Source organism: Agromyces sp. GL_144 (assembly GCF_057834305.1).
On record NZ_CM174399.1, the window covers coordinates 1,083,837 to 1,110,067 of the forward strand.

Genomic DNA, 26,231 nt, shown 5'->3' on the forward strand with positions numbered 1-26,231 from the left:
TTCTCAGGCCCGATGACAGGACAACTAGGAATGCGCAGTCTCGCGATGCGCTTCACGAGGGCCGATGTCGAGGCCTTCGCGCGGCGGTGTGGGGGCGGGCGATCCTGTGCGAGTCTGATCACGTCCCCGATAGGCTGGGGGAATACGCTTTCCCGCGTCCGCGACCCCAACGACGGAGGATCCACGTGCACTACGGCGCCGACTACAACCCCGAGCAGTGGCCCGAGGAGATCTGGCCCGAGGATGTCGCGCGCATGCGCGAGGCCGGCGTCACGATGGTCAGCCTCGGCATCTTCTCGTGGGCGCGCATCCAGCCGCGCGAGGGCGAGTTCGACTTCGCCTGGCTGGACCGGGTGATCGACCTGCTGCACGAGGGCGGCATCGCCGTCGACCTCGCCACGGCGACGGCCTCACCGCCGCCGTGGGCGAGCGCTGCGTACCCCGAGCTCCTGCCGCAGGACGAGGACGGCGCCGCGTACTGGCCGGGCAGCCGGCAGCAGTTCGCGCCCTCCTCGCCGGTGTACCGACGCCTCGCCGGCGAGCTCGTGAGCGCCATCGCCGAACGCTATGCGCGGCATCCGGCCGTCGTCATGTGGCACGTCAACAACGAGTACGGCTGCCACCTGAACATGGACTACTCCGACGCCGCGCGCGACGCCTTCCGCCGGTGGCTCGCCGACCGCTACGGCGACGTCGACGCGCTCAACATCGCCTGGGGCACGAACTTCTGGGCCCAGCGCTACCAGTCCTTCGACGAGGTGTTCCCTCCGCGCAAGGCGCCGTACAGCCGCAACCCGGGGCAGATGCTCGACTTCCACCGGTTCACGAGCGACATGCTGCTCGAGTGCTACCTCATGGAGCGCGATCTCATCCGCGCGGCCGGGGCGACCCAGCCGATCACGACGAACTTCATGGGCGCGTTCAAGCCCGCGAACTACGAGCAGTGGGCGCCGCATCTCGACCTCATCAGCGACGACTGCTACCCCGACCCGAACGACCCAGAGAGCTTCCGAGCGGCCGCGTTCCAGCGCGATCTCGTGCGCTCGCTGAAGCCCGAGGTTCCGTGGTACCTCATGGAGCAGGCGACGAACGCGCTCAACTGGCGGCCGTCGAACGCGCCGAAGGCTCCCGGCCAGATGGCCGCGCTCAGCGCCCAGGCGATCGGGCGCGGCGCCGACGGCGTCCTGTTCTTCCAGTGGCGGCAGTCGCGCGCCGGCGCCGAGAAGTTCCACTCGGCGATGCTGCCGCACGCGGGCACCGAGACGCGCACCTGGCGCGAAGTCACCGCGCTCGGCGCGCAGCTCGCGGCGCTGCCCGAGCTTCCCGTCGGCGGTCGCGACGCGCGGGTGGCGCTCGTCTTCGACTGGGAGAACTGGTGGGCCGTCGAGGCATCCGACCACCCCATGAACGGGCTCGACTACCTCGCCGTCGTGCAGCGCTGGCACCGCGCGCTGCACCGCCGCCACGTGCAGGTCGACGTCGTGCCCGCCGCGCGGGTCGACGACCGGTATCAGCTCGCGATCGCGCCGCTGCTCGGACTCGTGCGCGAGGCGGATGCCACGGCACTCACCTCGTTCGTCGAGGGCGGCGGGCACCTGCTCGCCGGGCCGTACGCTGACGTCGTCGACGAGATCGACCGGTTCCGCGTCGGCGGGTTCCTCACGCAGCTCGGCGCGACGTTCGGCGTGCGGCTCGAGGACTTCGGCGCGCTCGTCGCGCCCGATGCCCCGGCCGGCGCGCCGGGGGAGCGGTTCGCGCCGTTCGGCGGCGCCTCGCAAGGTGCATCAGGGCTCGCCGAGTCGGTCGGCACCCTGCTCGCTGAAGAGATCCACGTGACGGATGCCTCGGTCGAGGCCTCGTTCACCGGCGGTCGTCGCACCGGCGACCCGGCGCTCACGGTTCGCCGCACCGGCCGCGGCACGGCGCGCTACCTCGCGACCGTTCCCGACGAGCGCGGTGCGCAGGCGATCGTCGACCACGTGCTCGCCGATGCCGGCATCGGGCCGGTCGTGGCCGGCCTGCCCGAGCACGTCGAGGCGGCCCGTCGCGGAGGGCTCGTCACGCTCGTCAACCACGCCGGCGCCGGCACGGTCGAGTCGGTCGAGGTGCAGATCGCCGGCCTCGACGCGATCACCGGCGAGCGCGTCGACCGGGTCGTGCTCGGCGCTTACGACTGGGCGCTCGTGCTCGTCGACGACCTCGACGACCTCGACGACCTCGACGACGAGGCGGCACGCTGATGCGCATCGTGATCGCGCCCGACTCGCTCAAGGGCACCGTCGAGGCGACCGAGGCCGCCGCGGCGATCGCCCGCGGCTGGTCGCGCGAGCGGCCGGGCGACGAGATCGTCGAGATGCCCATGGCCGACGGCGGCGAGGGCACGCTCGACGCGTTCCTGTCGGCGGTGCCAGGCGCCGTGCGCATGCCCGTCGAGGTGCACGGCCCCGATTCGCGGCTCGTGGCGACGAGCTGGGTGCTGCTTCCCGACCGCACGGGCGTCGTCGAACTCGCGTCGACGTCGGGCATCACCATGCTCGATCCGCTGCAGCCGCTCGACGCGCACACCATCGGCTTCGGCGAGGCCATCGCCGCAGCGCTCGACCACGGCGTCGAACGCCTGCTGCTCGGCCTCGGCGGCAGCGCGACGAGCGACGGCGGCGCGGGCGCGCTCGCGGCTCTCGGCGCACGGTTCGCGGATGCCGCGGGCCGGCCCGTTCCGCACGGCAACCGCGGCCTCGCCGACCTCGCGCACGTCGACCTCTCGGGCCTCCGCGCCCTGCCGACCGGTGGCGCCGTCGTGCTCGGCGACGTGACGAACCCGCTGCTCGGCCCGGCCGGGGCCGCGGCCGTCTTCGCGCCGCAGAAGGGGGCGGATGCCGCGACCGTCGCGATCATCGAGGCGAACCTCTCGCGGCTGGCCGAGGGGCTGGCCGCGCACGAGACGACCGGCGCCCGCGCAGACGCTTCGGCGTCCGGCACGGGCGCGGCCGGCGGCACGGGCTTCGCGATGCTCGCCTGGGGCGCGGAGCTCGGCGGGGGAGCCGAGCTCATCGCCCGCACCGTCGGCCTGGCCGAGGCCGTCGCCGGAGCCGACCTCGTGATCACCGGCGAAGGGCGCTACGACGGGCAGTCCGAGGCGGGCAAGGCGCCGACCGAGGTCGCACGCATCGCCGAGCGCGCCGGTGTCGACGTCGCCCTCGTCGCCGGGGCGATCACGGCTGGCACCGGCCGCTTCGCGGCATCCGTCTCGCTCACCGACCTCGCGGGCAGCGGCGCCGCGGCGATGGCCGACGGTGCGCACTGGCTCGAGGAGGCCGGCGCCCGCCTCGCGCGCGAGGTCGGCTGACCGCGACCCGCCATCCACTCGATCTTCGGGCTTCAGCCCCGCACGCACGCCGACGAAACGAGGAACGGGCCCGCGCGACATCCGCTCGGGCCCGTTCCGTCGTGACGATCGCGGTCAGATTCTCAGGATCGAGCCGCCGGCACGCTTGCGCGAGACCGCGTCGATCGTGGCGGCGAGGATGAGCACGCCTCCCGTGACCGCGTAGTTGACGCCGGCGGGCAGGTTCAGCAGGCCGAGACCGTTCGTGATGACGGCGATGACGAGCGCGCCGATGGCCGCGTGGATCAGGCGACCGCGACCGCCGAACAGGCTCACGCCGCCGACGACGGCCGCCGCGACGCCGCTCAGCACGATCTCGCGCCCGGCCGCGGCATCCACCGAACCGACCTTGCTGATGCTGAACAGGCCCGACACCACCGCGAGGGAGGAGCACACGATGAACGCGCACCAGCGGATCATCGCGACCTTGACGCCCGAACGACGCGCCGCCTCGGCGTTGCCGCCGACCGCGTAGATGTAGCGGCCGAACTTCGTGCGGTCCAGCACGAACGTGCCGAGCCAGAGGATGGCGAGCGTGATCGGCACCACGATCGGCACGCCCTCGATGGCCTTGAACCCCGTGCCGCGGTTCTGGTTCAGGATGAACACCACCACGCCGCCCAGCACCGCGATGGCGATGAGCTTCGCCCACACGAGCGCGATCGTGCGGTTCGGCACGCCGGCGCGGGTGCGCCGGGCGCGGTCGACGAACGACATCGTCGCCGAGATGGCGAGCATGACCGCGATCATGACCCAGCCCGCCCACGGCGGCATCGTGCTGTTCTGGATCGCCAGGATCTCGGGCGTCTCGACGCGGTAGAGGCCGCCCGCGCCGATGATGATGAGCTCGAGGCCCTGGAATCCGAGGAAGAGGCCCAGCGTCACCACGAATGACGGAATGCCGACCTTCGCCACGAAGAACCCGATGAACGTGCCGATCGCGATGCCCGTGAGGAACGCGATCGCGAGCGCCAGGATCCAGTTGAGGTTCACGACCGCGATGAGCACGACGAAGATGACCATGGTCAGACCCGCGGTCACACCCGCGGAGAGGTCGATCTCGCCGAGCAGCAGCACGAACACGAGCGCCATGCCGAGCATGACGAGCGTGGCGGCCTGGGTGAGCAGGTTCGCGAAGTTGCGCTCGGTGAAGAAGTACGGGCTCAGGGCGGTGAAGAGGATGCTGAGCACGATGAAGCCGGCGACGGCGGGCAGCGCGCCCATGTCTCCGCCGCGCACCCGCTGCACCCAGGCGCGCACCTGGTCGAGCAGTCCGCCCTCCTGGCCGCTGCCGATGAGCTGCTCGGTGCTGAGCGCCGACAGTGCCGTGGTCGACTCGGTCGGCGGCGCACCGGTGTTCTGCGTGCTCATGCCGGAGTCCCCTCGTAGGTCTTGACGCCGGTGATGTAGCCGATGACGTCTTCGTTGTTGGTCTCGCTCGCTTTGACGGAGGCCACCATCTGGCCGAGGTAGAGCACGCTGATGTAGTCGGCGACCTCGAACACGTCGACCAGGTTGTGGCTGATGATGATGACCGAGACGCCCTGCTCGGCGAGGCGCTTGACGAGTGCGAGCACCTGCGCGGTCTGCGCGACGCCGAGGGCGGCGGTCGGCTCGTCGAGGATGACGACCTTCGCCTTCTTCAGCACCGAGCGCGCGATGGCGACGGTCTGGCGCTGCCCGCCCGAGAGCGAGGAGACCTTCTGGCGTACGGACTTGACCGTGCGCACCGAGAGCTGGCGCAGGGTCTCGGCGGCCTCGCGTTCCATGCGGCCCTCGTCGAAGGTGCCCGACGAGAGCTCCTCGCGGCCGAGGAACATGTTCTGCACGATGTCGAGGTTGTCGCAGAGCGCGAGGTCTTGATACACGACCTCGATGCCGAGGTCGCCGGCATCGCGGGGGCTGTGCAGGTTCACGGGCGAGCCCTCGTAGAGCACCTCGCCGCCGTCGTAGGGCTGCACGCCGGCGAGTCCCTTGATGAGCGTCGACTTGCCGGCGCCGTTGTCGCCGACGAGGGCGGTGATCTTTCCGGGGTACGCCGCGAAGTTGACGCCCTTCAGCACGTCGACCGGCCCGAAGCTCTTCACAACCCCCTTCAGCTCGATGATCGGCATGTCCATGCCGGGTCCTTTCTCTGTGGAACTGCGCTGTCCCTGGTGTCGATGCGGGAGCGGGAGGCTCCTGGACGACGGAATCGTCCAGGAGCCTCCCGCCGGTCTCCGGCTCGGGGCTACCCCACGCCGTGGGCGGCGCAGGCGTCGGCCACGTCGGCGGTGCAGATCTCGGCGGCGTCGGCGTTGCCGTCGTCGACGACCTTCTGCACGTCATCGGGTCCGACGAGCACCGGCGTCACCGCGATGTACGGCGTGCCGTCGTCGAGCTTCTTGTCGACCGAGGGGGTCTCGCCGTTCAGGAGCTGGATGGCCAGCTGCGATGCGGCGTCGGCCTCGAGTGCGAACGGCTTGTAGACCGTGGCGGTCTGCTTGCCGAGGAGCACGTTCTGCAGGCCGGCGATCGAGGCGTCCTGACCCGAGACCGGAACGGTGAGGCCGTTCTTGTCGAGGACCGTGATGACGCCGGCGGCGTTCGTGTCGTTGGCGACCCAGACGGCGTCGACCTTGCCGCCGAGGGCGGTCAGGGCCTGCTCGAAGTTGGTCGCCGACTTGTCGCCGTCCCAGACTCCCGGGGGCTCCTGGGCGGGCTTGATGCCGGCGGCCTCCATGACGCCGACCGCGCCGTCGTGGAACATCTTGGCGTTGCCGTCGGCGGGGTCGCCGCCCATGTACACGACGATCGCGGTGGCCGGGTCCTTGCCGGCCGCCTCGAGTCCGTCGAGCACCGACTGGCCTTCGAGCGCTCCGACCTGCTCGTTGTCGAACGAGACGTAGTAGTCGGCGCCCTCGATCGGACGGTCGTACGCGATGACGGGGATGCCCTGCTCCTGCGCCTTGGCGGTGACCGCGACGGCGGCACCGTTGTAGTCGACGAGGAGCATGACGCCGCAGCCCTTGCTGAGCTGCTGGTCGGCGATGGTGGCGTACTTGCTGGTGTCGCCCTGGGCGTTCTGGATGTCGGCCTCGAAGCCGGCGTCGGTGATCGCCTTCTCGAGGGCAGGACGGTCGCCGTTCTCCCATCGCGGCGACGAGGCCGCGTCGGGCAGGATGACGCAGGCGAGGGTCGCGGCCTCTCCGCCGCCGTCGCCTCCGTCACCGCTGTTGCCGGAGCACCCCGCGAGCATCAGCATCGATGCTCCGGCGAGGGCTGTGATCGAGATCAATGAAGACTTCTTCATCGTTCTCCCCTTCTCGTGGTGAGTGTGCAGGACATTCACTGCTGCCGCGTCTGCACTGACGTCGGCATGAGGATACTGACTGCTCTGTAAGCGAATCGGTAGACCGGGTTCGATAACGATCGAGTAACGCCGGTCGGGATGTGACACGTCACATCAGGGGTGGAACGCGTTGTGCTCAGTGTTGGCAAGGATGGCCCGGTCACCGGGCCGACTCGGCCTCCTCTCGGTCGCCGTGGCCCCAGTTCGGGGTCGAATCGATTCGGTTCGCGGATGCCTCGGGCGAGGCCGCCTCGGAGCCGGTCGCGGACGCCGTGGCCGACGCCCGCGCATAGCGTTCGCGGATGACCCGACGGTGGTCGATCGGCAGGTTCGCGGCGATCTCGAGGGTCCATTCCGGACGGTGCCCGGTGAGCACCCAGGCCGCCTGTCGGGCGGCGCCGTCGGCGACGTACTCGCCGGGCGCGGGCACCACGATCGGGGCGTCGAACACCTGGGCGGCGACGGCGCGCACCGCGGGATTCTGGGCGGCGCCGCCGATCAGCAGCACGCGGTCGGCCGCCACCCCGAGCGCGGTCACCGCGTCGAGCCCGTCGGCCAGTCCGCACAGCATGCCCTCGATCGCGGCGCGCGCGAGGTTCTGCGGCGTCGTGTTCGCGAGCGTCAGGCCCTCGAGCCGGGCCGTCGCGTCGGGCAGGTTCGGCGTGCGCTCGCCCTCGAAGTAGGGCACGAGCACGGCTCCGGATGCCCCGGGCTCGGCCTCGAGCGCGAGCCGCCCGAGCCCGTCGTGGTCGACCCCGAGCACCCGGGCGAACGCGTCGAGCACCCGTGCGGCGTTGAGCGTGGCGACGAGGGGGAGCGACCGGCCGGTGGCGTCGGCGAACCCGGCCACGGTTCCGGAGGCGTCGACGATCGAGGCATCCGTCACCGCGAAGACGGTGCCGCTCGTGCCGATCGAGACGACGACGTCACCCGGGGCCGCGTCGAGGCCGAGCGCCGCGGCGGCGTTGTCGCCCGCACCCGCGCCCACGAGGATGCCGTCGGGCGTGCGCCCCGCGGCCTCGTGCGGGCCCAGCACGCGCGGCAGCACCGCGTCGTGCCCGAGCGCCCGCACGAACAGTTCGCGGTCGTAGCCGTCTGGGCCCCAGTAGGCGGTGCCGCTCGCGTCCGACCGGTCGGTCGTGAGCTCGTCGAGCACGGGCCCGAGCACGGACTCGTCGACCGGCCCGTATCCGCGCAGCCGCCAGGTCAGCCAGTCGTGGGGGAGCGCCACCGCGGCGACGCGTTCGGCCTGCGCGGGCTCGGCGTCGCGCAGCCACCGCAGCTTGGTCGCCGTGAACGAGGCCACGGGCACGACGCCGGTGCGGCGCGCGTACGCGTCGGCGCCGACCTCGGCGATGAGGTCGAGCGCGGCCTGCGCCGAGCGTGTGTCGTTCCAGAGCAGGGCGTCGCGGATGACCCGGCCGTCGACGTCGAGCGCGACCATGCCGTGCTGCTGCCCGCCGATCGCGACGGCCTCGACGCCGTCGAGCCCGCCGGCGTCGGCGATCGCCGAGAGCAGCGCGCCCCACCAGGCGGCCGGGTCGACCTCGGTGCCGTCGGGGTGCGGCGCGCGCCCGGAGCGCACGAGTTCTCCCGTCGCGGCATCCCGGATCACGATCTTGCACGACTGCGTCGACGAGTCGACTCCTGCGACGAGCGCCATCGCCCGCCCCCTCTCTCGGTTCTTCTGTACTTCTGTACTCTTCTGTACTTCTCTGTCGTTCACCATTCAGGAGGACTGCGGGGTGCCGGGCCGGTGAACCCCCGCCTCGGGCCCCGAATCGCCCCGAAGCCCGATCTCCTGCCGAATCGTGAACCGGTTGACGCCCGGCGCGTCGCGTCGACGACGCGCCGGGCGGGTCGGTGGGCGCTAGCGGGCTCCAAGGAGGTGCTCGGTCGCGAGCTGCTGCAGCCGCACGAAGCCGCCGCCCTTGCCGCCGTAGTAGGCGCCGGCGTCGAAGTCCTCGTATGCCGATCGGTCGGCGAGGAAGTCGTCGTAGGTCTCGCCGTCGGCGAGCGTCGGCGTCGCCAGTTCGTACACCTTCGCGGCCTCGAGGGCCTCCTGCACGTCGGGGTCGGCGCGGAAGGCCGCGGCGCGCTCCTTGAGCAGCAGGTAGGTGCGCATGTTGGCCGCGGCCGACTCCCACACGCCCTTCTCGTCTTCGGTGCGCGAGGGCTTGTAGTCGAAGTGGCGCGGGCCCTCGTAGGCGGGCACGCCGCCCGGCCCGCCGTTCTCGAGCAGGTCGACGAGGGCGAACGCGTTGTGCAGGTCGCCGTGGCCGAACACGAGGTCCTGGTCGTACTTGATGCCGCGCTGGCCGTTGAGGTCGATGTGGAAGAGCTTGCCGTGGTACAGCGCCTGCGCGATGCCGGCGGCGAAGTTCAGCCCGGCCATCTGCTCGTGGCCGACCTCGGGGTTCAGGCCCACGAGTTCGGGGCGTTCGAGCGAGTCGATGAAGGCGATGGCGTGCCCGAGCGTGGGGAGCAGGATGTCACCGCGGGGCTCGTTGGGCTTGGGCTCGATCGCGAAGCGGATGTCGTAGCCCTTGTCGGTGACGTAGTCGCCGAGCAGGTTGACGGCCTCGCGGTAGCGTTCGAGCGCCTGGCGGATGTCCTTCGCGGAGTCGTACTCGGCGCCCTCGCGCCCGCCCCACATGACGAAGGTCTTCGCTCCGAGCTCGGCGCCGAGGTCGAGCTGGCGGAACACCTTGCGGAGGGCGTACCGGCGCACGTCGCGGTCGTTGGCCGTGAAGCCGCCGTCCTTGAAGACCGGGGCGCTGAAGAGGTTCGTCGTCACCATCGGGATGATGAGCCCGGTGTCGGAGAGCGCGCCCTTCAGGCGGTCGATCTGCGTCTGGCGCTCGGCATCGCTCGAGCCGAACGCGAACAGGTCGTCGTCGTGGAACGTGAGGCCGTAGGCGCCGAGTTCGGCGAGCTTCTCGACGGCGTGCACGACATCGAGGGGTTCGCGGGTCGGGCCGCCGAACGGGTCGGTGCCGTTGTAACCGACGGTCCAGAGTCCGAACGAGAACTTGTCTTCGCGGGTGGGCGCATCGACCATGAGCGGTCCGCCTTTCAGGTGTTGCGGTGATTTGTTGATAATTACAACATAAACCTCGGAATCAGATTCGCACAAGTCCTCGCGCTCGGAACTTTCGCGATTATGATTCGAAAGATGAATACGGATGCCACGCGCGAACGCGTCACCCTCGCCGAGATCGCCGACGAGACCGGCGCGAGCCTGTCGACCATCTCGAAGGTGCTGAACGGCCGCACCGATGTGTCGAAGGCGACACGGCAGCGCGTCGAGCGCGTGCTCCACGCGCGCGGGTACGTGCGCCGCGGCACCGGCCGATCCGAGTCCCGCCCCGAGCTGCTCGAACTCGTCTTCCACGGGCTCGACCCGATCTGGTCGATGGAGCTCATCGGCGGCGTCGAGGCCGTGGCCAAGGAGCACGGCCTGAGCGTGGTGCTCACCGTGAGCGGCGACCGGCACGCCCCCGACCCCGACTGGATCGAGGGCGTCATCCGTCGGCGTCCCGTCGGCGTCGTGCTCGTGTTCTCGGAGCTCTCGGCCGAGTACCGCGAACGCCTTCGCGCCAGGGCTATCTCGTTCGTGATCGTCGACCCGGCAGGCGACCCCTCGCCCGACGTGCCGAGCGTCGGCTCGGCCAACTGGTCGGGCGGGCTCGCCGCGACCCGGCATCTCATCGAGCTCGGCCACCGCCGCATCGCCGCGATCACCGGGCCAGAAGACATGATGTGCTCGCTGGCCAGGCTCGACGGCTACCGCAGCGCGATGAACTCCGCCGGCCTCGAGGTCGATCCCGAGTGGGTGCGATTCGGCACGTTCGAGGTCGCGGGCGGCCGCGACCGCGCGAGGCAGATGCTCGCACTGCCCGAAGACCGCCGGCCCACGGCGATCTTCGCCGGCAGCGACCTGCAGGCGCTCGGCACGCTCGACGCGGCACGCGAGGTCGGGCTCTCGGTGCCCGAGGACCTCTCGATCGTCGGCTACGACGACATCACGCTCGCACGGTGGGTGAGCCCGCCGCTCACCACCGTGCACCAGCCCCTGCGTCGCATGGGCGAGGAGGCGGCACGCCTGGCCATCCGCCTGTCCGACGACCCGCTCGCGGGCGCCGCACCGACGCCCCGCATGGACCTCGCGACGAGCCTCGTCGTGCGCGAGAGCACGGCGCCCCCCGCGCAGGCCTGACGCACGCCCGCCGGCCCCGTGGCCTGCCGACGACACGCCGTGCAGGAAAGCGGGCTCCATGCCCGCCGTGGCGGGCACGGAGCCCCGAATTCCCGCAGTCCGAGCCCGATCTCAGGCGGCGCGGCGTCGACGCACCATCAGGAGCGTCCCGGCCGCCGCGAGCAGCGCGGCGAGCAGCAGCCACACACCGGCCTCCACGCCCGTCGAGGCGAGGTCCGACCCGTTCGCGCCGCCGGTGTCGCCGCCCGTGCCGGCGCCGTCCGTGCCGTCGGGGCCCTCCGCGCCGGATCCCGGCTCGGTGCCGGGATCCGCACCCGGATCGGTGCCCGTGCCCGCCGCGGTGACCTCGACGGGTGCCGTGGCGAGCGTCGCGCCGTCCGAGACCGCGGCGAGTTCGTACGCGCCGGGCACCGTCGACACGGGCACCGTGGCGACGAGACGGGCGGCACCCGAGGCATCCGTCGTCACCGTCGCGAGCTCGACCGGGGCTGCGAGGAGCGCGGCGACGGAGCCGGAGGGAGCCGACGCGAACGGGGCGGCGAAGGGAGCGGCGAACGGAGCTGCGAGCGACACGACGCCCGTCGTCGGCTCCTGCAGCAGCAGGGACACCTCGACGTCGGCATCGAAGCCGCTGAGCTCGACCTCGATGCTCCCGCCTGCGGCCACGCTCGACGCGCCGAGCGAGACCGTCGGCCCGTCGGGGTCACCGGGCTCACCGGGTTCTCCCGGCTCGCCCGGGTCGTCGTCGGCCGCGACGAACAGGCCGACGCCCCAACGGGCGGTCGACTGGTAGCCGGCTCCGGTCGGGTCGGCCCAGTTGCGGATCGCGGTGCGGGCGCCGTCCGACGCGTCGTTGACCTGGAAGTCGAGGCCCTGCACGGTGCCGAGGCCCGCGAAGTCGCCCAGCCTCACCGACGCCTCGACGAGGTATCCGCCGTCCGTGGCCGCCGTCGCCGACACCACGCGTGCCCGCTGGAACGGCTCGTCGCCGGTGCCGAACGACACCGCGTTCACCGCGCTGATACGGATCTGGGTGTCGTCGTAGCGGTAGGAGCCGTTCTTGGCGTTGCCGGGGTCGACGTAGATCTCGACCGAGTCCTGCACCCACGGGTCCGAGCCCGAGACGTCCACGATCGGGTCGGCCACCTCGGCGAGCACATACAGCGTGTCGCCCGACCACAGCGTGCGCACGGCCGCGATGGCGCCGTCGGTGCCCTGCACCTGCTTCTCGGTCGTCACCGTGTTCGCGTCGGCCCATGCCCCGTCGATCTCACCGTCGACGACCGGCGCCTCGGCGGCCTCGACGACGTCGAGGGCCGAGAGCGGTTCGACGAGGGTCAGCGTGCCGAGCTCGCCCGGCGTGTTCCACGCCACGGTGTCGCCGCCGTCGATCGCCCCGACGTCGAACGCGAGGAGGTCGCCGTTCGAGGCGTCCGCCAGTGGCAGGTGCGCGACCAGGTCGTATCCGCCCGCCCGCTCGGTCGCGATCGCGGGCACGTCGCCGGTTCCGTCGCGGTCGACCGACCAGGTCGTGTCGCCGAGCGTGAGCTCGACACCGTCCGAGGCGTCCGTCGACGCGTCGTCGACCGACACGAGCGCGGTCAGGTGGTCGGGAGCCCAGCGCAGCTGGAACCGTGCCGAGTCCTCGATCGCGTGCAACGGCAGCAGCGCCCACTCGGGCGCGGCGGTCGCCGCACCGTCGAGCACGACGTCGCCGGCGAACACGTTCGCGGCGCGTGCGCGCGGGGGCAGTTCGCCGTCGACGATGCCGTGGTACGCGGGCTTCGCCTTCAGCGTGTCGTCGAACACGAGCGGGGCGCCCGATGACGCCCGCCAGCTGCGACCGTCGGTGAGGCCCCACACCGTGACCGCGAACAGGTCGTCGGCGTGCGCACGGAACACCCGGAAGGCGTCGCGGAAGTAGTATCTCTGGTCGATGAGCCTCGCCTGCGTGACCGGGGTCCCGGTCGTGACGTCGAGCTCGGTGACCGCCTGCGTGACGGGCAGATCCTCGAACGACTCGATCGCGCCTTCGAGGGCCGACACGGGCATCGCGAGGCTCACGTGGAACTGATGCCCGACGCCGTCGACCGGCACGCCGCGCTCGAGCAGACGCGAGACGAGCGCGTGGTAGCGCCCCTGCTTGCCGCCCTGCTCGGTGTTGTAGTCGTTGATGAACAGCGTCACGGGACGGCCGGTGCCCTCGGCCGCGAACTCGCCGTTGAACGCCTCGTCGGCGTACGCGAACGAGAGGTCGATGAAGTCCTCGCCGAGGATGCGGAACCACTCGCTGCGGCGCAGGCCGTCGGCGAACTCGCCGCCGTCGGAGACGACCTCGTTCACGACGTCGATCGCGGTGAGCGGGTTCGTGTCGGAGCCGAACTCGCCGTACCGGTCGGCGAGGTAGCCGGCGACGTCGAAGATGTGCGTGCGCAGGCGATCGCGCAGCACCGCCCTGCCCGCGTCGTCTGCCGCGAGCGGGTCGCCTGCGTCGTCCTGGAAGAACCAGGCTGGCGTCTGGCTGTGCCAGACGAGCACGTGACCGTATGCGCGCAGGTCGTTCGCCTGCGCGAAGTCCATGAGTGCGTCGGACTCGGCATTGCTCGTGACGAAATGCCCCTCGGCGTCGTACCACGCCTCGGGCTTCATGAAGTTCTCCGGCGTCACCTGGTCGAAGTGGCGGAGCAGCAGTTCGGAAGCCGCGCCCGCCGTCTCCCGGCTGTCGATCGCGACGCCGACCGGGAAGTCGACGGTGTCCTTGATGGGCGTGAGCTCCTCGATCACCGGGGGAGCGGGCACGCGCAGGGAGATGTCGTCGACGAGGAGGTCGCTCGTGTTGCCGACGGGGTCGGCGCTCGTCCAGCGCGTCTCGAAGTAGATCTGCGATGCGTCGGCGGCTGAGCCCTGGAAGGTCGCGGCGACCTGCGTCCAGCCCTCGTTCGTCACGGTGTCGAACTGGCCGAGCGTCGAGAACGTGGGGTCGGCGTCGCCGACCGTGTTCGCGCGGCTCAGCCAGACCTCGTCGACGGGTTGTCCGTCGGCGAAGCGCACCCACGCGCTGAGCTCGTAGGTCACGCGCGGGTCGAGCAGGCCCGTCACGTCGTGCCCGAGGCCGTCGCCCTGGCCGGCGCGACCCGTCGCGATCGCGGCCTGACCGCTCTCGTGGCCCGGGCTCGTCAGTTGCACGGTCGCGGGCGTCGAACCGGTGCCGCCGCGCAGTCCCCAGCCGTCGAGGCCGTCTTCGAAGTCGGTCTCGATGACCGTCTCGCCGGTCGGCGGGGGAACGGTGCCGTCGTCCTCGGTCGTGATCACGAGGTCGTCGACGAGGAACGACGGAGACGCCCCCGCGAGATCATCGGCCTCGATGTAGATGTTCGCCCCCGACAGGCCCGCCGGGAAGACGTAGTCGCCACCGATCTTCACCCACTCGCCGGATCCGGTCGTGACGTTGCCGCCGATCCACGTGTAGACGTCGTCGCCGCCGGCGGCGGGCGTCTGCTCGGCGGTGAAGTGGATGCCGCTGGTGCCCGCGGTGCCCGCCGGCAGCTTCACCCACGCCTCGAACGCATACGTGCTGCCGGGGACGAGTCCGAGGGTCGCCGCGGTGAGCGACACGCCCTGCCAGTTCGCGGTGCGATCCGACACCGAGAGGCTGCCGCCGCCGGTGCGCGCCTCGCCGGTCTCGAAGTCGTTCGCGAGCACCGTCGTCGGTGCCGCCGAAGCCGGGGATGCGATCGCGCCGAGCGTGATCACGACCGCCGCGGCGGTCACGAGTCCCAGGATTCCTGATCTGCGTCGTTGCATGAGGTGCGCTCCTTCGCGCGTCGAGCGGACCGCGTCGTCGCGGCCCTGGATCCGGTGCGGAGTGGTGCGTGGTGCTGCGGGAGTCCTTTCGAGGGGGAACCGGCCGACGGCAGCGGGAGAGTGCGCCGTCGGCCGGTGGCTGGAGGGGTCAGGCGATCACGGATGCCTCGACCTGGACCCGTTCGACGGTCAACTCCGGGTGCAGTCGCCTGGTGTGGTCGACCTGCCGCACCGCGCCGGTGAGCCGGACCCGGTGGGTGCGGCTCAGCTCGGAGCTCGAAGGCCCGAGGCCGAGCACGAGCTCGCCCGGCTCGACGATGCGCTCGCCGCCTCGCGACGTGAACGACGCGAGGTCGGCCGGCACCACGAAGCGCACGTCGGCGGCCTCGCCCGGCGCGAGCTCGACTCGGGCATAGCCGATGAGCCGTTGCACGGGCCGCACGACGCTCGCGACCGGGTCGTGCAGGTACAGCTGCACGACCTCGACGCCCGCGCGCTCGCCAACGTTCGCGACGCGCACGCCGACCGCGACGTCGCCGTCGGTCGGGACCTCGGATGCCTCGCCGGTCGCGTCGCCCCAGGCGAAGCGCGTGTACGTGAGGCCGTGGCCGAACGGGTACCTGGGCGTCGGGTCGATGCTCGAGACGCCGTTCCGGGCGGCGAGGGGCGACGCGAGGTAGGTCGACGGGTGCACGCCGGCCGACGCGGGGACCGAGACCGGAAGCCGTCCGCTCGGGTTCACGCGCCCGCTCAGGATGCCCGCGAGCGCCCTCGTGCCCTCCTCGCCCGCGAAGAACGCCTCGAGGATTCCGGCCGCGCGCTCGGGAGCGGTGCCGAGCACGTAGGGGCGGCCCGCGAGCAGGGTCACGACGGTCGGCGTGCCGGTGTCCAGCACCGCCTCGAGCAGGTCGCCCTGCGCTCCGGGCAGCGCGAGGGACTCGGCGTCGCAGCCCTCGCCGCTCGTGCCCCGGCCGAAGAGCCCGGCGCGGTCGCCGAGGGCGAGCACCACGACGTCGGCATCGGATGCCGCGGCGACGGCTTCGGCGAACCCCTCGGTCTCGCCGCCGTCGACGCTCGTGCCGCGGGCGAAGACGACCTCGGCGCCGGGGAACTCGGCGGCGAGCGACTCCACGAGCGTCGGCAGCTCGATGCCGTCGCCGAACTCGGGGTGATGCACGCCGACATGCGCCGGGAACGAGTAGCAGCCGAGTACGGCGAACCGGTCGTCGCCGTTCGGCCCGATCACCGCGATGCGGGTCGGCGCGGCGAGCGGCAGCGTGCCGTCGTTGTGCAGCAGCACGATGGCGCGCTCGGCGATCTCGGCCGCGAGCGCCCGGTTCGCGGGCGGGTCGAGGTCGATCGTGCCGCGTACCGCGTCGAGGTCGTCGGCGACCCCGCGCAGCGCCTCCGGCGTCGGATCCCAGCCGGCGTCGAGGAGCCCGAGCTCGAGCTTCTGCGCGAGCACCCGGCGGAGCGCCCGGTCGATGACCGCGACGTCGAGCCGGCCGTCGGCCACGGCCTCGAACAGGGGGGCGCCGAAGGCGTGCACGGTGGGCAGCTCGACGTCGATGCCGGCGATGAGGGCAGCAGCCGCGGCATCCGCGAGCGAACCCGACGTGCCGTGCAGGGTCTGCAGGAACGCGACCGAGAAGTAGTCGGCGACCACGGTGCCCTCGAAGCCCCAGACCCCGCGGAGCAGGTCGGTGAGCAACGAGGCGTCGGCGGCCGTCGGCACGCCGTCGAGGTCGGTGTACGCGTTCATGACCGAGCGGGGCCGGCCCTCGCGCAGCACCATCTCGAACGGCGGGAGCAGCACGTCGGCGAGTTCGCGCGGCCCGACCGACACGGGCGCGAGGTTGCGCCCGGCCTTCGAGGCCGAGTAGCCGACGAAATGCTTGAGCGTCGCGACGACGCCGGCCGACTCGAGGCCGCGCACGTAGGCCGCGCCGACGGTGCCGATGAGGTACGGATCCTCGCCCATCGTCTCCTCGACCCGGCCCCACCTCGCGTCGCGCACGACGTCGAGCACGGGCGCGAGGCCCTGGTGCACGCCGACGGAACGCAGGTCGTCGCCGATGCGACGCGACATCCGCTCGATGAGTTCGGGGTCGAAGGTGGCCGCCCAGCTGAGCGGCACGGGGTAGGCGGTCGCGCCCCATGCGGCGAAGCCCGCGAGGCACTCCTCGTGCGCCACCGCCGGCACCCCGAGGCGGTGCTCGGCGACGATGCGCCGCTGGGTTCGGGCCAGCGACAGCGCACCGACGCCCGGGTCGACGGGAGCCGTGCCGAACGGCCGGGTGAGCTGGCCGAGCCCCTTGGCGAGCAGGGCGTCGAGGTCGATGTCGCCGATCATCTCGTGCTGGTTCGGCGCGACGTCGGTGCCGTCGTCGGAGGCGCCCACCCACACGCCGTAGAGCTGGGCGACCTTCTCCTCGAGCGTGAGGGCCTGCACGAGGGCCTCGATGCGGTCGGTGGCCGGCAGCGAGGCATCCTGCCAGCTGCGCGGGGTGTCCGCGGGGGACTGCTGCATGGTCATCCCTTCACCGCTCCCTGCAGGCCGCCGACGATGCGCTTCTCCGCCAGCGTGAAGAAGAGGATGGCCGGCAGCATCGCGAGTGCGGTGTACGAGAGCACGCCGGTGGTGTCCTGCCCGTAGGCCGTCGAGAAGAACTGCACGCCCAACGGCAGCGTGTAGCTGTCGACGCCGGCGCCGCCGGCCTGCAGCACGAAGAGCGGCAGGAGGTACGCGTTCCAGCTGCCGACGAAGGCGAGCACGCCCACCGTCATGAGGGCCGGCATCGAGAGCGGGAGCATGATGCGCCAGAAGAACCCGACCCGGCTCGTGCCGTCGACCATCGCCGCGTCCTCGAGCTCGCCGGGGATGGCGCGCAGGAACGGCACGAGGATGATGATCGTCGTGGGCAGCGCGAACGCCACCTGGGGGATGATGAGCCCCCACCAGCTGCCGAACAGGTTCATCTGCCGCAGCAGCACCGTCAACGGCAGGATCGAGATCGTGAGGGGGAACAGCAGTCCCGTCGTGAACATGGCGTACATGAACTCGCGACCCTTGAAGTCGTAGCGCGCGATCACGAACGCGGCCATGACGCCGAGCAGCATGACGCCGAGGGTCGTGCCGAGCGCCGTCACCGTGCTCGCGAGCACCTGGTTCCAGAACGTGGGGTCGGTCAGCACCCGCACGTAGTTGTCGGTCGTCCACGGGTCGGGCATGCCTGCCGGGTCGGTGAAGAAGTCGGGGTTCGTGCGGAAGCCCGAGATGAAGACGTAGAGCACGGGTCCGACCGCGAGGGCGGCGACGGCCAGCGCGACGAGGTAGACGATCGGCTGGCCCCAGTCGAAGCGCTGGCCGGCGCGGCGCCGAGGGACGGCGACGCCGTCGCCGACGGTGATGGCGGTCGTTGCGGTCATCAGCGCACTCCTCCGGTGATGGCTCCCGCGAGGTCCCGGCGCAGCGCGAAGCGCTGGTAGACGAGGGCGATGACGAGGGAGATGAGGAACAGGACTACGGCGACGGCGCTGCCGTAGCCGATCTGGGTGACGTTCAGGCCGTTCTTGACCATGTAGACCGCCATCGTCGACGAGGCGTTGAGCGGTCCGCCCCCGGTCACGATCCACACCATGTCGAAGAGCTGCAGCGCGCCGATGATCGACAGGAACGCCCAGATGCGAATGGTGGGTCCGAGCAGCGGAACGGTGATGTACCACTGCGTCTTCCACCAGCCCGCGCCGTCGAGCGACGCGGCCTCGTAGAGCTCCTCGGGCACGCCGGCGAGTCCGGCGAGCATCAGGATGATCGCGAGGCCGAGGTACTTCCACGTGAGGATGGCGAACATGGTCCACATCACGACGTCGGGGTCGGCCAGCCAGGCCGGGGGATTCTCGATGCCGATCGCCTGCAGGAGCGTGTCGACCGGACCCATGCGCGTCGGGGGCACGGACTGCAGCAGGATCTGCCACGCCAGGCCCGCCGTGACCTCGCTCAGCACGTAGGGCACGAAGATCAGCGCGCGAAGCAGTCCGCGGAAGCGCAACGGCCGGTTCATGAGCAGTGCGACGAGGATCGCGAGCGGCCCCTGGACGAGCAGCGACATCACGATGATGAAGAAGTTGTTGTACACCGAGCGGTGGAAGACGGGATCCGCCAGGAGCCGGGTGTAGTTGTCGAGCCCGATGAACCGCTCGAGCGGACCGAGGCCGTTCCAGTTGAAGAAGCTGTAGTACGCCGCGAGCGCGACGGGAAGCAGGACGAAGAGGAAGTAGACGAGCACGGCGGGGCCGGCGAAGAGCGAGATCTCGCCCCACTTGCGCGTGTTGCGCCGTGCGGTGCGTCTCGGGGTGCGGGAGGGGGCCGGGCCCGCGGTCACCGCGGGCCCGGCCGTCTTGAGAGCGGTCATGCTAGAGCGTGGCCGCCGCTGCGTTCATCGCGTCGGGCACGGACTGGGGGGTTCCGTCGCCGAACATGAGGTTGACGATGGCGTCGTTCATCGCCTGGCCGATGACCGGGCCGTACTGGGTGTCGAGCCAGGTCACGACGAGCGAGGCGTTGACCGTGCCCTCGGCGATCTGCTTGAGCACCGGGTCGGTGATGCCGGCCTCGGCGCCCGCGACCGTCGGGATCTCGCCCGTCGCCGCGAAGCGCGTCTGCACGTCTTCGCTCATGACGTACTCGAGCAGCTCGAGCGTCTCGTCGGGAGCGTCGGCGTAGACGCCCCACGCGTCACCGGAGCCGAGCGCGGCACCCGGTGCACCCGAGGCACCCTCGATGTCGGGCACGGGCATCCACGCGAGCCACTCGGGTGCGGGCGGGTTGTCGGCGGGCGCGCCGGGGACGAGCTTCGCGACCTCGCCGCGGTGCCAGGTGCCCATGAGCTCCTGCGCGGTGGTCTGCGAGGCGAGCAGGCCGGCCGAGCTGTTCGGCACGCTCTGCGCCGGGGTGCTGGTCGGGTTCGACTGGAACGGCAGGTCGCCGTCGAAGGAGTCCATCCAGGCCTTGAGGTTCTCACCGGCCTCGACGAAGCAGGGGTCGCTGAAGTCGAGGGTGTCGGCCGCCTCGGCGAGCGACTCGGGCGAGCAGGTCTTGATGGCGAACTGGTACCACCAGTGCGCCGCCGGCCAGCCGTCGCCGGCGCCGACGCCGATCGGAGCGACGCCGGATGCCGCGAGCTTGTCGAGGGCGGCGTCGTACTCGGTGAACGTGGCAGGCGTCTCGGTGACGCCCGCCTTCTCGAAGAGGTCGGCGTTGTACCAGATGCCCTCGATGCCGAAGCGGAACGGGATGCCGTACTGCTTGCCGTCGACGTTCCAGCCGGTGCCGGAGGCTCCGACGCTCTCGACGACGTCGGTGAGGCCGCTGAGGTCCTTGAGGTAGCCGGCCTCGACCTGGGCCTTGATCTCGCCCTCGGCCCACACCATGAACAGGTCGGGCGCGGCGTCGCCGCCGGCCTGCAGGGCGTTCGGGATGAGCGTGCGCTGGAGGTCTTCGTTCTGGAAGGCCTCGACCTCGACGTTGACTCCGGGGTGGTCGGCCTCGAACTCGCCGGCGACGTCCTCCCAGAAGGACTTCAGCGGCTCGCCGGTGCCGTTGTGCCACCAGGTGATGGTGACCTCGTCGCCTGAGGCGCCGTCGCCGTCGTCGCCGGCGGGCGTGCAACCGGCGAGGGCGCCGACCGCGAATGCCGCGGCCGCTCCCAGTGCGACGAGCCTCGTGCTGCGTCTGTTCATCATTGAACCTCTCGAAAGTTTCGGCCGCAACGCCGAAAGTGATCTGGACGTCTCGAATATACGTCGGCATCCATTTGCCGTCAAGCGCAACAAATCCGGCGCGGCCCGGTTTTCCGCGTCGGACGGGAACGTAGAGTGGCATCCGTGGCAGACCGACCCGGCACCTTCGACGGCGTCCACCGGCGAAACCTCTCGAAACTCCTCGTGCTCGCACATCTCGAGGGGCCGCTCTCCCGCGCCCGCCTCACCGCCGAGACCGGCCTGAACCGCTCCACCGTCGCGTCACTCGCGGCCGAGCTCGTCGACCTCGGCCTCGTCGAGGAGCGCGCACCCGACCCGACGAACCGCGTCGGCCGGCCGTCGCCCGTGGTCGCGGCCCACCCCGCGGTGCAGGCCATTACGGTCAACCCCGAGGTCGACGCCGTGACCGTGGCCTCGGTCGGCCTGAACGCGCAGATCGTCGCGCGCGAGCGCATCGAGGTCGACCACCTCGTCACGCCCGAGGAGACCGCCGAACTCGTGGCGGGCCTCGTCGCGCGGTGGCGCGCGACCGAACTGGCCGACGCCCGGCTCGTCGGCGTCGGCCTCGCCGTGCCGGGGCAGGTGCGCTCCGACGACGGGCTCGTGCGCTGGGCCCCGCACCTCGAGTGGACGGATGCCCCGGTGCGGGCGCTCGTCGAAGCCGCGACGGGAATGCCCGCCGGCGTCGCGAACGACGCGAGCCTCGGTGCGCGCGCCGAGCACCTCTTCGGCGCCGGGCGGGGTGTCGACGACCTCGTCTACCTCAACGGCGGCGCGAGCGGCATCGGCGGCGGCCTCGTCGTGGGCGGCCGCCTCGTCGGCGGCACGCGCGGCTACGCGGGGGAGTTCGGCCAGAACCGCCCCGGCATCGCCAGCCCCGACGATCGCCGTGCGCCCGGCGGCGTGCTCGAAGACGAGGTGAGCCGTGCCCGCCTGCTCGAGGCCGTCGGTCTCGCCCATGCCCACGCCGACGAGCCGACCCTCGCCGCCGCGCTCGCCGCATCGCGGAGCCCCGCCGTCGCCGACGAGCTCGCCAGGCAGCAGCGGATCCTCGCGACCGCGCTCGGCAACGCGATCAACGTGCTGAACCCCTCGCTCATCGTCCTCGGCGGATTCCTCGCCACGCTCGCGACGCACGACGCCGAGGCGCTCGACGCCGCGGTCGCCGCGCAGGCGCTGCCCGTGGCATCCGAGAGCCTGGACATCCGGGTGGCCGAGCTCGGCGAGAACCGCCTGCTCATCGGGGCGGCCGAGCTCGCGTTCGCGGGCCTTCTGGCGGATCCGCTCGCGGGCTGAGCTGCGCCGCGTCGCGGCATCCGCTCTCGGACCGAGCGACCCCTCTCGCTCGATTCGGCGATTCGGCGACATGCCGTGCTGGGCCCGCCCCTCGAGCGGCGTGTCGCCAGAACTCCGAATCCGGCAGAAGGACGAGGCGGATTCGCCTGCCCGTGCGACCGAAAGGCGAGCCCGGTTCGGACTTGCCCCGGGGAGGGGGTCGCCCGGTAGACTCGACCACAGTCGAATCGATTCGAGCCATGCGCGGCCGGATCGCACCACGGCGGCGTCCCACGGGGCGCCGTTTCCCGTCTCCCGGCGTCCGAGGGCGTGCGCCGCCGCATCCGAGCACGCCTGGAATCCGCATGTCTGCAACCGCCTCCATCCCCATCATCCGCCCCGACGACTACTCGGCCCCGACCCACCCGGGCGACCTGCTGAGCCGTCGCCAGCGACTCGTCTACGTCATCGTGCTCGGCGCGCTCACCGCGCTCGGGCCCTTCACGATCGACCTCTACCTGCCCGCGTTCCCCGTGCTGCAGGACGAACTGGGCGTCTCCGCCGCCGCCGTGCAGCTCACCCTCACCGGCACCATGATCGGCTTCGGTCTCGGCCAGCTCATCGTCGGCCCGTGGAGCGACAAGGTCGGCCGCCGCCTGCCGCTCATCCTCGCGACGCTGCTGCACATCGCGGCATCCGTCGGTGCGGCGTTCGCGCCCGACATCGTGTGGCTGAGCGTCTTCCGCCTGCTGCAGGGCTTCGGCGCCGCGGCCGGCGGCGTCGTCGCCATGGCCATGGTGCGCGACCTGTTCGGCGGCAAGCCGCTCGTGCGCATGCTCTCGCGCCTCGCGCTCGTGAACGGCCTCGCGCCGGTGCTCGCGCCCGTGATCGGATCGCAGCTGCTGAACGTCATGGACTGGCGCGGCATCTTCGTCGTGCTCGCGGTCTACGGCCTCGTCGTCGTGCTCGCCGTCTCGTTCCTCATCGTCGAGACGCTGCCCGCGTCGCGCCGTCACGTCGCCGGGCACTCGACGCTGCGCGACCGCTACGCCGCGCTCTTCCGCGACCGCGTCTACCTCGGCGCCGCGATCATCGGCGGCATGACCTTCACGGGCCTCTTCGGGTACCTCTCGACCTCGTCGTTCCTCTTCCAGGAGGTCTACGCGTTCAGCGCGCAGCAGTACGGGCTGCTCTTCGCGGTCAACTCCGTCGGCGTCATCATCGGCGTGCAGACGAGCTCTCGCCTCATGCGCGGCAGCGTCGCGCCGCAGTGGATCCTCGCGATCACCACGCTCGTGCACCTCTCGATGGCCGTCGCGATCATGGTGCTCGACTCCTCGGGTGCCGGGTTCTGGGGCACGGCGATCCCGCTGTGGATCTACATCCTCGCCTGCGGCTTCTCGTTCCCGGCCGTGCAGGTGCTCGCGCTCGCGCATCACGGCGCCGAGGCCGGCACCGCGGCATCCCTGCTCGGCGCGCTGAACTTCGGCCTCGCCGGGGTCATCTCGCCGCTCATCGGCCTCATGGGCGTCGGCAGCGCCGTGCCCATGGCGATCGTGCAGATCGGCGCAGCGCTCATCGCGGTCGCGGCGCTCTGGCTGCTCGTGCGCCCGAAGACGGTGCCGCCGCTCAGCGACTGACGCGCGTTCGGCTCATCGCGTCGGGCCCGCCCCCGGCAGGGAACACCGTTCGCTCGCCGGAACACCGCTCGATCCGTGTTCCGACGCGCGAGCGGCGTTCTGACCTGGTTCCGGCGCGGTTCCGGCGAGGTTCTGCCGCGAGAGGGCGAGGCGAGCGGATGTCTCGTGCCGACGCAGTGTCCGACTTGGCCGATGCCGCGGTGCGCGAACGCGAGCACATGCGACGAGCGAGCGCCTGCGGATCGCACGCGCTCGTCGCACCTACTCGCGTTCGCTGCAGGGACGGCCGTCGCCGGGTTGCATTGTTCTAGTTGTTCATAGAACAATAGAAGTGTGATCATCCGCATCGACCCCGCATCGGGCGCCCCCATCTTCGAGCAGGTCGCGCGCGCCGTGCGCTCCGAGGTGCTCGCCGGCCGACTCGCCGGGGGCGACCGCCTGCCCGCGGCGCGCGAGCTCGCGGCATCCCTCGAGGTGAACACCCACACCGTGCTGCACGCCTACCAGACGCTGCGCGACGAGGGCTTCATCGAACTGCGTCGCGGTCGCGGCGCGATCGTCACGCACGCCGACCCGCACCTCGACGACGTGCGGCGCCTCGCCGCCGAACTCGCCGGGGTCGCCCGAGAGCACGGGCTCGCGGCCGACACCGTGCTCGCACTCGTCCGAGAGGAACTCGCCCGATGAACCCGACGAACCCCGCGAACCGCATGAACCCCGCGAACCGCAACCCCGACCCCGCCGATTCGGCGAGCCCCGCTCCGAGCCGGGCCGACGCGACGAAGCCGGACGCGACGAAGCCGGCCGGCCCCCCGGCATCCGCCCCGCACCAGGGCGAGCGCCCCGGCGACGCGGCTGCGATCGATCGACGCAACCGGCGCCTGCTCCGCGCAGTGGTCGTGTGGGTGCCGCTCGCCATCATCGCGATCGGCACGACGGTGCTGCTCACGTGGCTGCCCCGCCTGCCAGACGAGCTCATCACGCACTGGGGCGTCGACGGGCCCGACGGCTACATGCCGCCGCTCGGCTTCATCGCCTTCTACATCGGCATCTCGCTGTTCGTGAGCGGCGTCATCGCCGCGGCCGTCTACTCCGGAGCCGGGGCGGGCGCCGGCAGCCGAACGGCGGATGCCGCGGGCCGGCGCGCGACCGGATATGCACGTCCGTCCGCCGTGTTCGCCCCCGCCGTGGCCACCTCGCTGACCCTCATCATGCTCGCGCTCACGGGGCTCCAGCTCGACGGCGGTGCGCCCACGGATGCGGCCGTGATCCTGATCGTGATCGGCGGCCTCCTGCTCGGCGCGGCGGTCGGCTTCCTCGCCTGGATCCTGCTGCCCGCGTCCGAGCCCGTCACGACGCCCGACGCGACGCCGGCGCTCGAACTCGCACCCGGAGAGACGGCCGTGTGGACTTCGACCGCCCGAGCACCGTGGCCGATCTGGGCGCTCGCCGGAATCATCGTGCTGGCCTGCGCCGTGCCCGTCGTGCTCGCGCCCGAGACCGGATGGGTCATCGGGATCGTCCTGCTCATCGCGGTGATCGCCCTCGCCTCGACGGCGGCCGTCCGCGTCACGGTCGACGGCGGCGGGCTCTCGGTGCGCACGGCACTCGGATTCCGCGTGGCCCAGGTGCCCGTCGACGAGGTCGTCTCGGCCGCGGCCGTGCAGCTGTCGGCGGGCGAGTTCGGCGGTTGGGGCTTCCGATGGGACGCGACGGGGCGGCGCGGCGTCATCATCCGCTCCGGTTCGGCGATCGAGGTCGCTCGGCGCACCTCGCCGCCGCTGGTCGTCACGGTGGCGGATGCCGCGACCGGCGCAGCCCTGCTGAACGGGCTGGTGGCGCGCGCCGACGGGTGAGCCCGGGCGTGCCCGCGTGGTGCCGTGCCGAGGCGACCTGCCCGGGTCGTCCGGCCCGGCTCGTCCCGCCCGGGTCGACCTGCCCGGCCGAGAGGCCTGCGTCGTCGACGGGTGCGGTCCCGGCCGCCCCGCGCGGGCGACGACGGATGCCGCGTGCCGTCGTCGCGGCATCCGTCGCCGTCGCTACGTTGGGGGCATGACCGAGCCCGACGAGACCGCGACGCCGGCCGACGACCTGTCCGTGCCGCAGCGCGCGGCGCAGGTGCATCGCATGCGTCGTCGGGCGCCGCTCATCGGCGGCGTCGCGGCCGTGGTCACGGCGGCGCTGCTCGGACTGCTGATCGCGGGGCGCAACGGCAACCTTCCGCTCGTGGTCGACGAGGAGTGGGCCGAAGAGGTCCTCGAGATCCACGGGCCGGTCGGCGACCTGTTCGCCCTGTTCATGAACATGCTCGGCGGGGGAGTGGTGGGCGTGTTCCTCGTGCCGGTCGCGCTCGCCGTCGTGCTGCTCCTGCTGCGGCGGCCGTGGGCGGCGCTGTACTTCATCGTCGCCTCGGCCGCGAGCGCGCTCGTCGTGCAGCTGCTGAAGGAACTCGTCGGCCGGCCGCGCCCTGAAGACATGATGGTCACGAGCGACTTCGGTTCATTCCCGTCGGGGCATGTGGCGAACGCGGCGACCATCGCGCTCGCGCTCGGCGTGATCTTCCCGCGTGTCTGGGTCTGGGTCGCGGGTGCGGCCTACACGGTGCTCATGGCGATCAGCCGCACGTACCTCGGCGTGCACTGGTTCTCGGACACGGTCGGCGGTGCGCTCGTCGGCGCCGGCGTCGCACTCGTGCTGTGGGCGGCGTTCGCCGTGCCGCTCGAGCGCGAGCGGCTCGCGCGGCTCGCACGCATCTCGGAGCGCAACGCGGCGTTCGCCCAGGCGCACGTGACGCCGCCGCGAGGGCGATGAGCC

The 26,231-nt window shown here is 71.7% G+C and carries 18 protein-coding genes; 8 read left to right on the plus strand and 10 right to left on the minus strand.

The genetic code is table 11. The annotated features are described in order from the left end of the window. Positions 1 to 185: 185 nt before the first annotated feature. Together AC3IPY_RS04900 and AC3IPY_RS04905 are read left to right on the plus strand one after the other, a co-directional pair. Entirely contained in the window at positions 186 to 2,240 is a 2,055-nt protein-coding gene (locus tag AC3IPY_RS04900; protein WP_489187078.1) for a beta-galactosidase, read from the plus strand. After that, positions 2,240 to 3,346 carry a glycerate kinase gene (locus tag AC3IPY_RS04905; protein WP_489187079.1) on the plus strand — a complete coding sequence of 369 codons (1,107 nt, stop codon included), beginning with the start codon at positions 2,240 to 2,242 and terminating at the stop codon, positions 3,344 to 3,346. The genes AC3IPY_RS04900 and AC3IPY_RS04905 overlap by 1 nt, the downstream gene beginning before the upstream one ends. Positions 3,347 to 3,460: 114 nt before the next feature. Here the strand turns inward: AC3IPY_RS04905 and AC3IPY_RS04910 are convergent, their stop codons facing one another. The 5 genes from AC3IPY_RS04910 to xylA form a co-directional block, all read right to left on the minus strand. Continuing rightward, positions 3,461 to 4,756, minus strand: a complete 1,296-nt coding sequence (locus tag AC3IPY_RS04910; protein ID WP_489187080.1) for a sugar ABC transporter permease — start codon at positions 4,754 to 4,756, stop codon at positions 3,461 to 3,463. Beyond that, a complete protein-coding gene (locus tag AC3IPY_RS04915; protein WP_489187081.1) occupies positions 4,753 to 5,505 on the minus strand; it encodes an ATP-binding cassette domain-containing protein in 753 nt (250 codons plus the stop codon). Before AC3IPY_RS04915 ends, AC3IPY_RS04910 begins: the two co-directional genes overlap by 4 nt. 110 nt (positions 5,506 to 5,615) lie before the next feature. Further along, positions 5,616 to 6,677 (minus strand): sugar ABC transporter substrate-binding protein, encoded by a 1,062-nt coding sequence (locus AC3IPY_RS04920; protein WP_489187082.1) that lies wholly within the window; start codon positions 6,675 to 6,677, stop codon positions 5,616 to 5,618. A gap of 199 nt (positions 6,678 to 6,876) precedes the next feature. After that, positions 6,877 to 8,379: a xylulokinase gene (locus AC3IPY_RS04925; protein ID WP_489187084.1), complete on the minus strand. Its 1,503-nt coding sequence runs from the start codon at positions 8,377 to 8,379 to the stop codon at positions 6,877 to 6,879. Between the two features lie 207 nt (positions 8,380 to 8,586). Further along, on the minus strand, positions 8,587 to 9,777 hold the full coding sequence (gene xylA / locus AC3IPY_RS04930; RefSeq protein WP_489187086.1) for a xylose isomerase: 1,191 nt from the start codon (positions 9,775 to 9,777) through the stop codon (positions 8,587 to 8,589). A gap of 114 nt (positions 9,778 to 9,891) precedes the next feature. On the opposite strand from xylA, the gene AC3IPY_RS04935 reads away from it, so the two are divergent. Next, complete coding sequence (locus tag AC3IPY_RS04935) at positions 9,892 to 10,935, plus strand: LacI family DNA-binding transcriptional regulator (RefSeq protein WP_489187087.1); 1,044 nt, start codon at positions 9,892 to 9,894, stop codon at positions 10,933 to 10,935. 111 nt (positions 10,936 to 11,046) lie between these two features. Here the strand turns inward: AC3IPY_RS04935 and AC3IPY_RS04940 are convergent, their stop codons facing one another. The 5 genes from AC3IPY_RS04940 to AC3IPY_RS04960 form a co-directional block, all read right to left on the minus strand. Next, positions 11,047 to 14,739: an endo-1,4-beta-xylanase gene (locus AC3IPY_RS04940; RefSeq protein WP_489187089.1), complete on the minus strand. Its 3,693-nt coding sequence runs from the start codon at positions 14,737 to 14,739 to the stop codon at positions 11,047 to 11,049. Between the two features lie 148 nt (positions 14,740 to 14,887). Then, the gene (locus tag AC3IPY_RS04945; protein ID WP_489187090.1) at positions 14,888 to 17,269 is read right to left on the minus strand and encodes a beta-xylosidase/alpha-l-arabinosidase; all 2,382 of its coding nucleotides are present in this window, start codon (positions 17,267 to 17,269) and stop codon (positions 14,888 to 14,890) included. Between the two features lie 2 nt (positions 17,270 to 17,271). Continuing rightward, positions 17,272 to 18,168, minus strand: a complete 897-nt coding sequence (locus AC3IPY_RS04950) for a carbohydrate ABC transporter permease (RefSeq protein ID WP_489187091.1) — start codon at positions 18,166 to 18,168, stop codon at positions 17,272 to 17,274. Next, complete coding sequence (locus AC3IPY_RS04955) at positions 18,168 to 19,154, minus strand: carbohydrate ABC transporter permease (protein ID WP_489187092.1); 987 nt, start codon at positions 19,152 to 19,154, stop codon at positions 18,168 to 18,170. The genes AC3IPY_RS04950 and AC3IPY_RS04955 overlap by 1 nt, the downstream gene beginning before the upstream one ends. Position 19,155: 1 nt before the next feature. After that, entirely contained in the window at positions 19,156 to 20,481 is a 1,326-nt protein-coding gene (locus AC3IPY_RS04960; RefSeq protein WP_489187093.1) for an extracellular solute-binding protein, read from the minus strand. A gap of 144 nt (positions 20,482 to 20,625) precedes the next feature. Between AC3IPY_RS04960 and AC3IPY_RS04965 the strand changes: the two genes are divergently transcribed. From AC3IPY_RS04965 to AC3IPY_RS04985, 5 genes are all read left to right on the plus strand, one after another. Then, a complete protein-coding gene (locus tag AC3IPY_RS04965) occupies positions 20,626 to 21,798 on the plus strand; it encodes an ROK family transcriptional regulator (RefSeq protein ID WP_489187095.1) in 1,173 nt (390 codons plus the stop codon). Between the two features lie 344 nt (positions 21,799 to 22,142). After that, a complete protein-coding gene (locus AC3IPY_RS04970; RefSeq protein ID WP_489187097.1) occupies positions 22,143 to 23,417 on the plus strand; it encodes a multidrug effflux MFS transporter in 1,275 nt (424 codons plus the stop codon). Between the two features lie 333 nt (positions 23,418 to 23,750). Next, positions 23,751 to 24,104, plus strand: a complete 354-nt coding sequence (locus AC3IPY_RS04975; RefSeq protein ID WP_489187099.1) for a GntR family transcriptional regulator — start codon at positions 23,751 to 23,753, stop codon at positions 24,102 to 24,104. Beyond that, positions 24,101 to 25,273, plus strand: coding sequence for a hypothetical protein (locus AC3IPY_RS04980; protein ID WP_489187100.1), 1,173 nt, complete (start codon positions 24,101 to 24,103; stop codon positions 25,271 to 25,273). Before AC3IPY_RS04975 ends, AC3IPY_RS04980 begins: the two co-directional genes overlap by 4 nt. 196 nt (positions 25,274 to 25,469) lie before the next feature. Beyond that, positions 25,470 to 26,228 (plus strand): phosphatase PAP2 family protein, encoded by a 759-nt coding sequence (locus AC3IPY_RS04985; RefSeq protein WP_489187102.1) that lies wholly within the window; start codon positions 25,470 to 25,472, stop codon positions 26,226 to 26,228. Positions 26,229 to 26,231 lie beyond the last annotated feature (3 nt).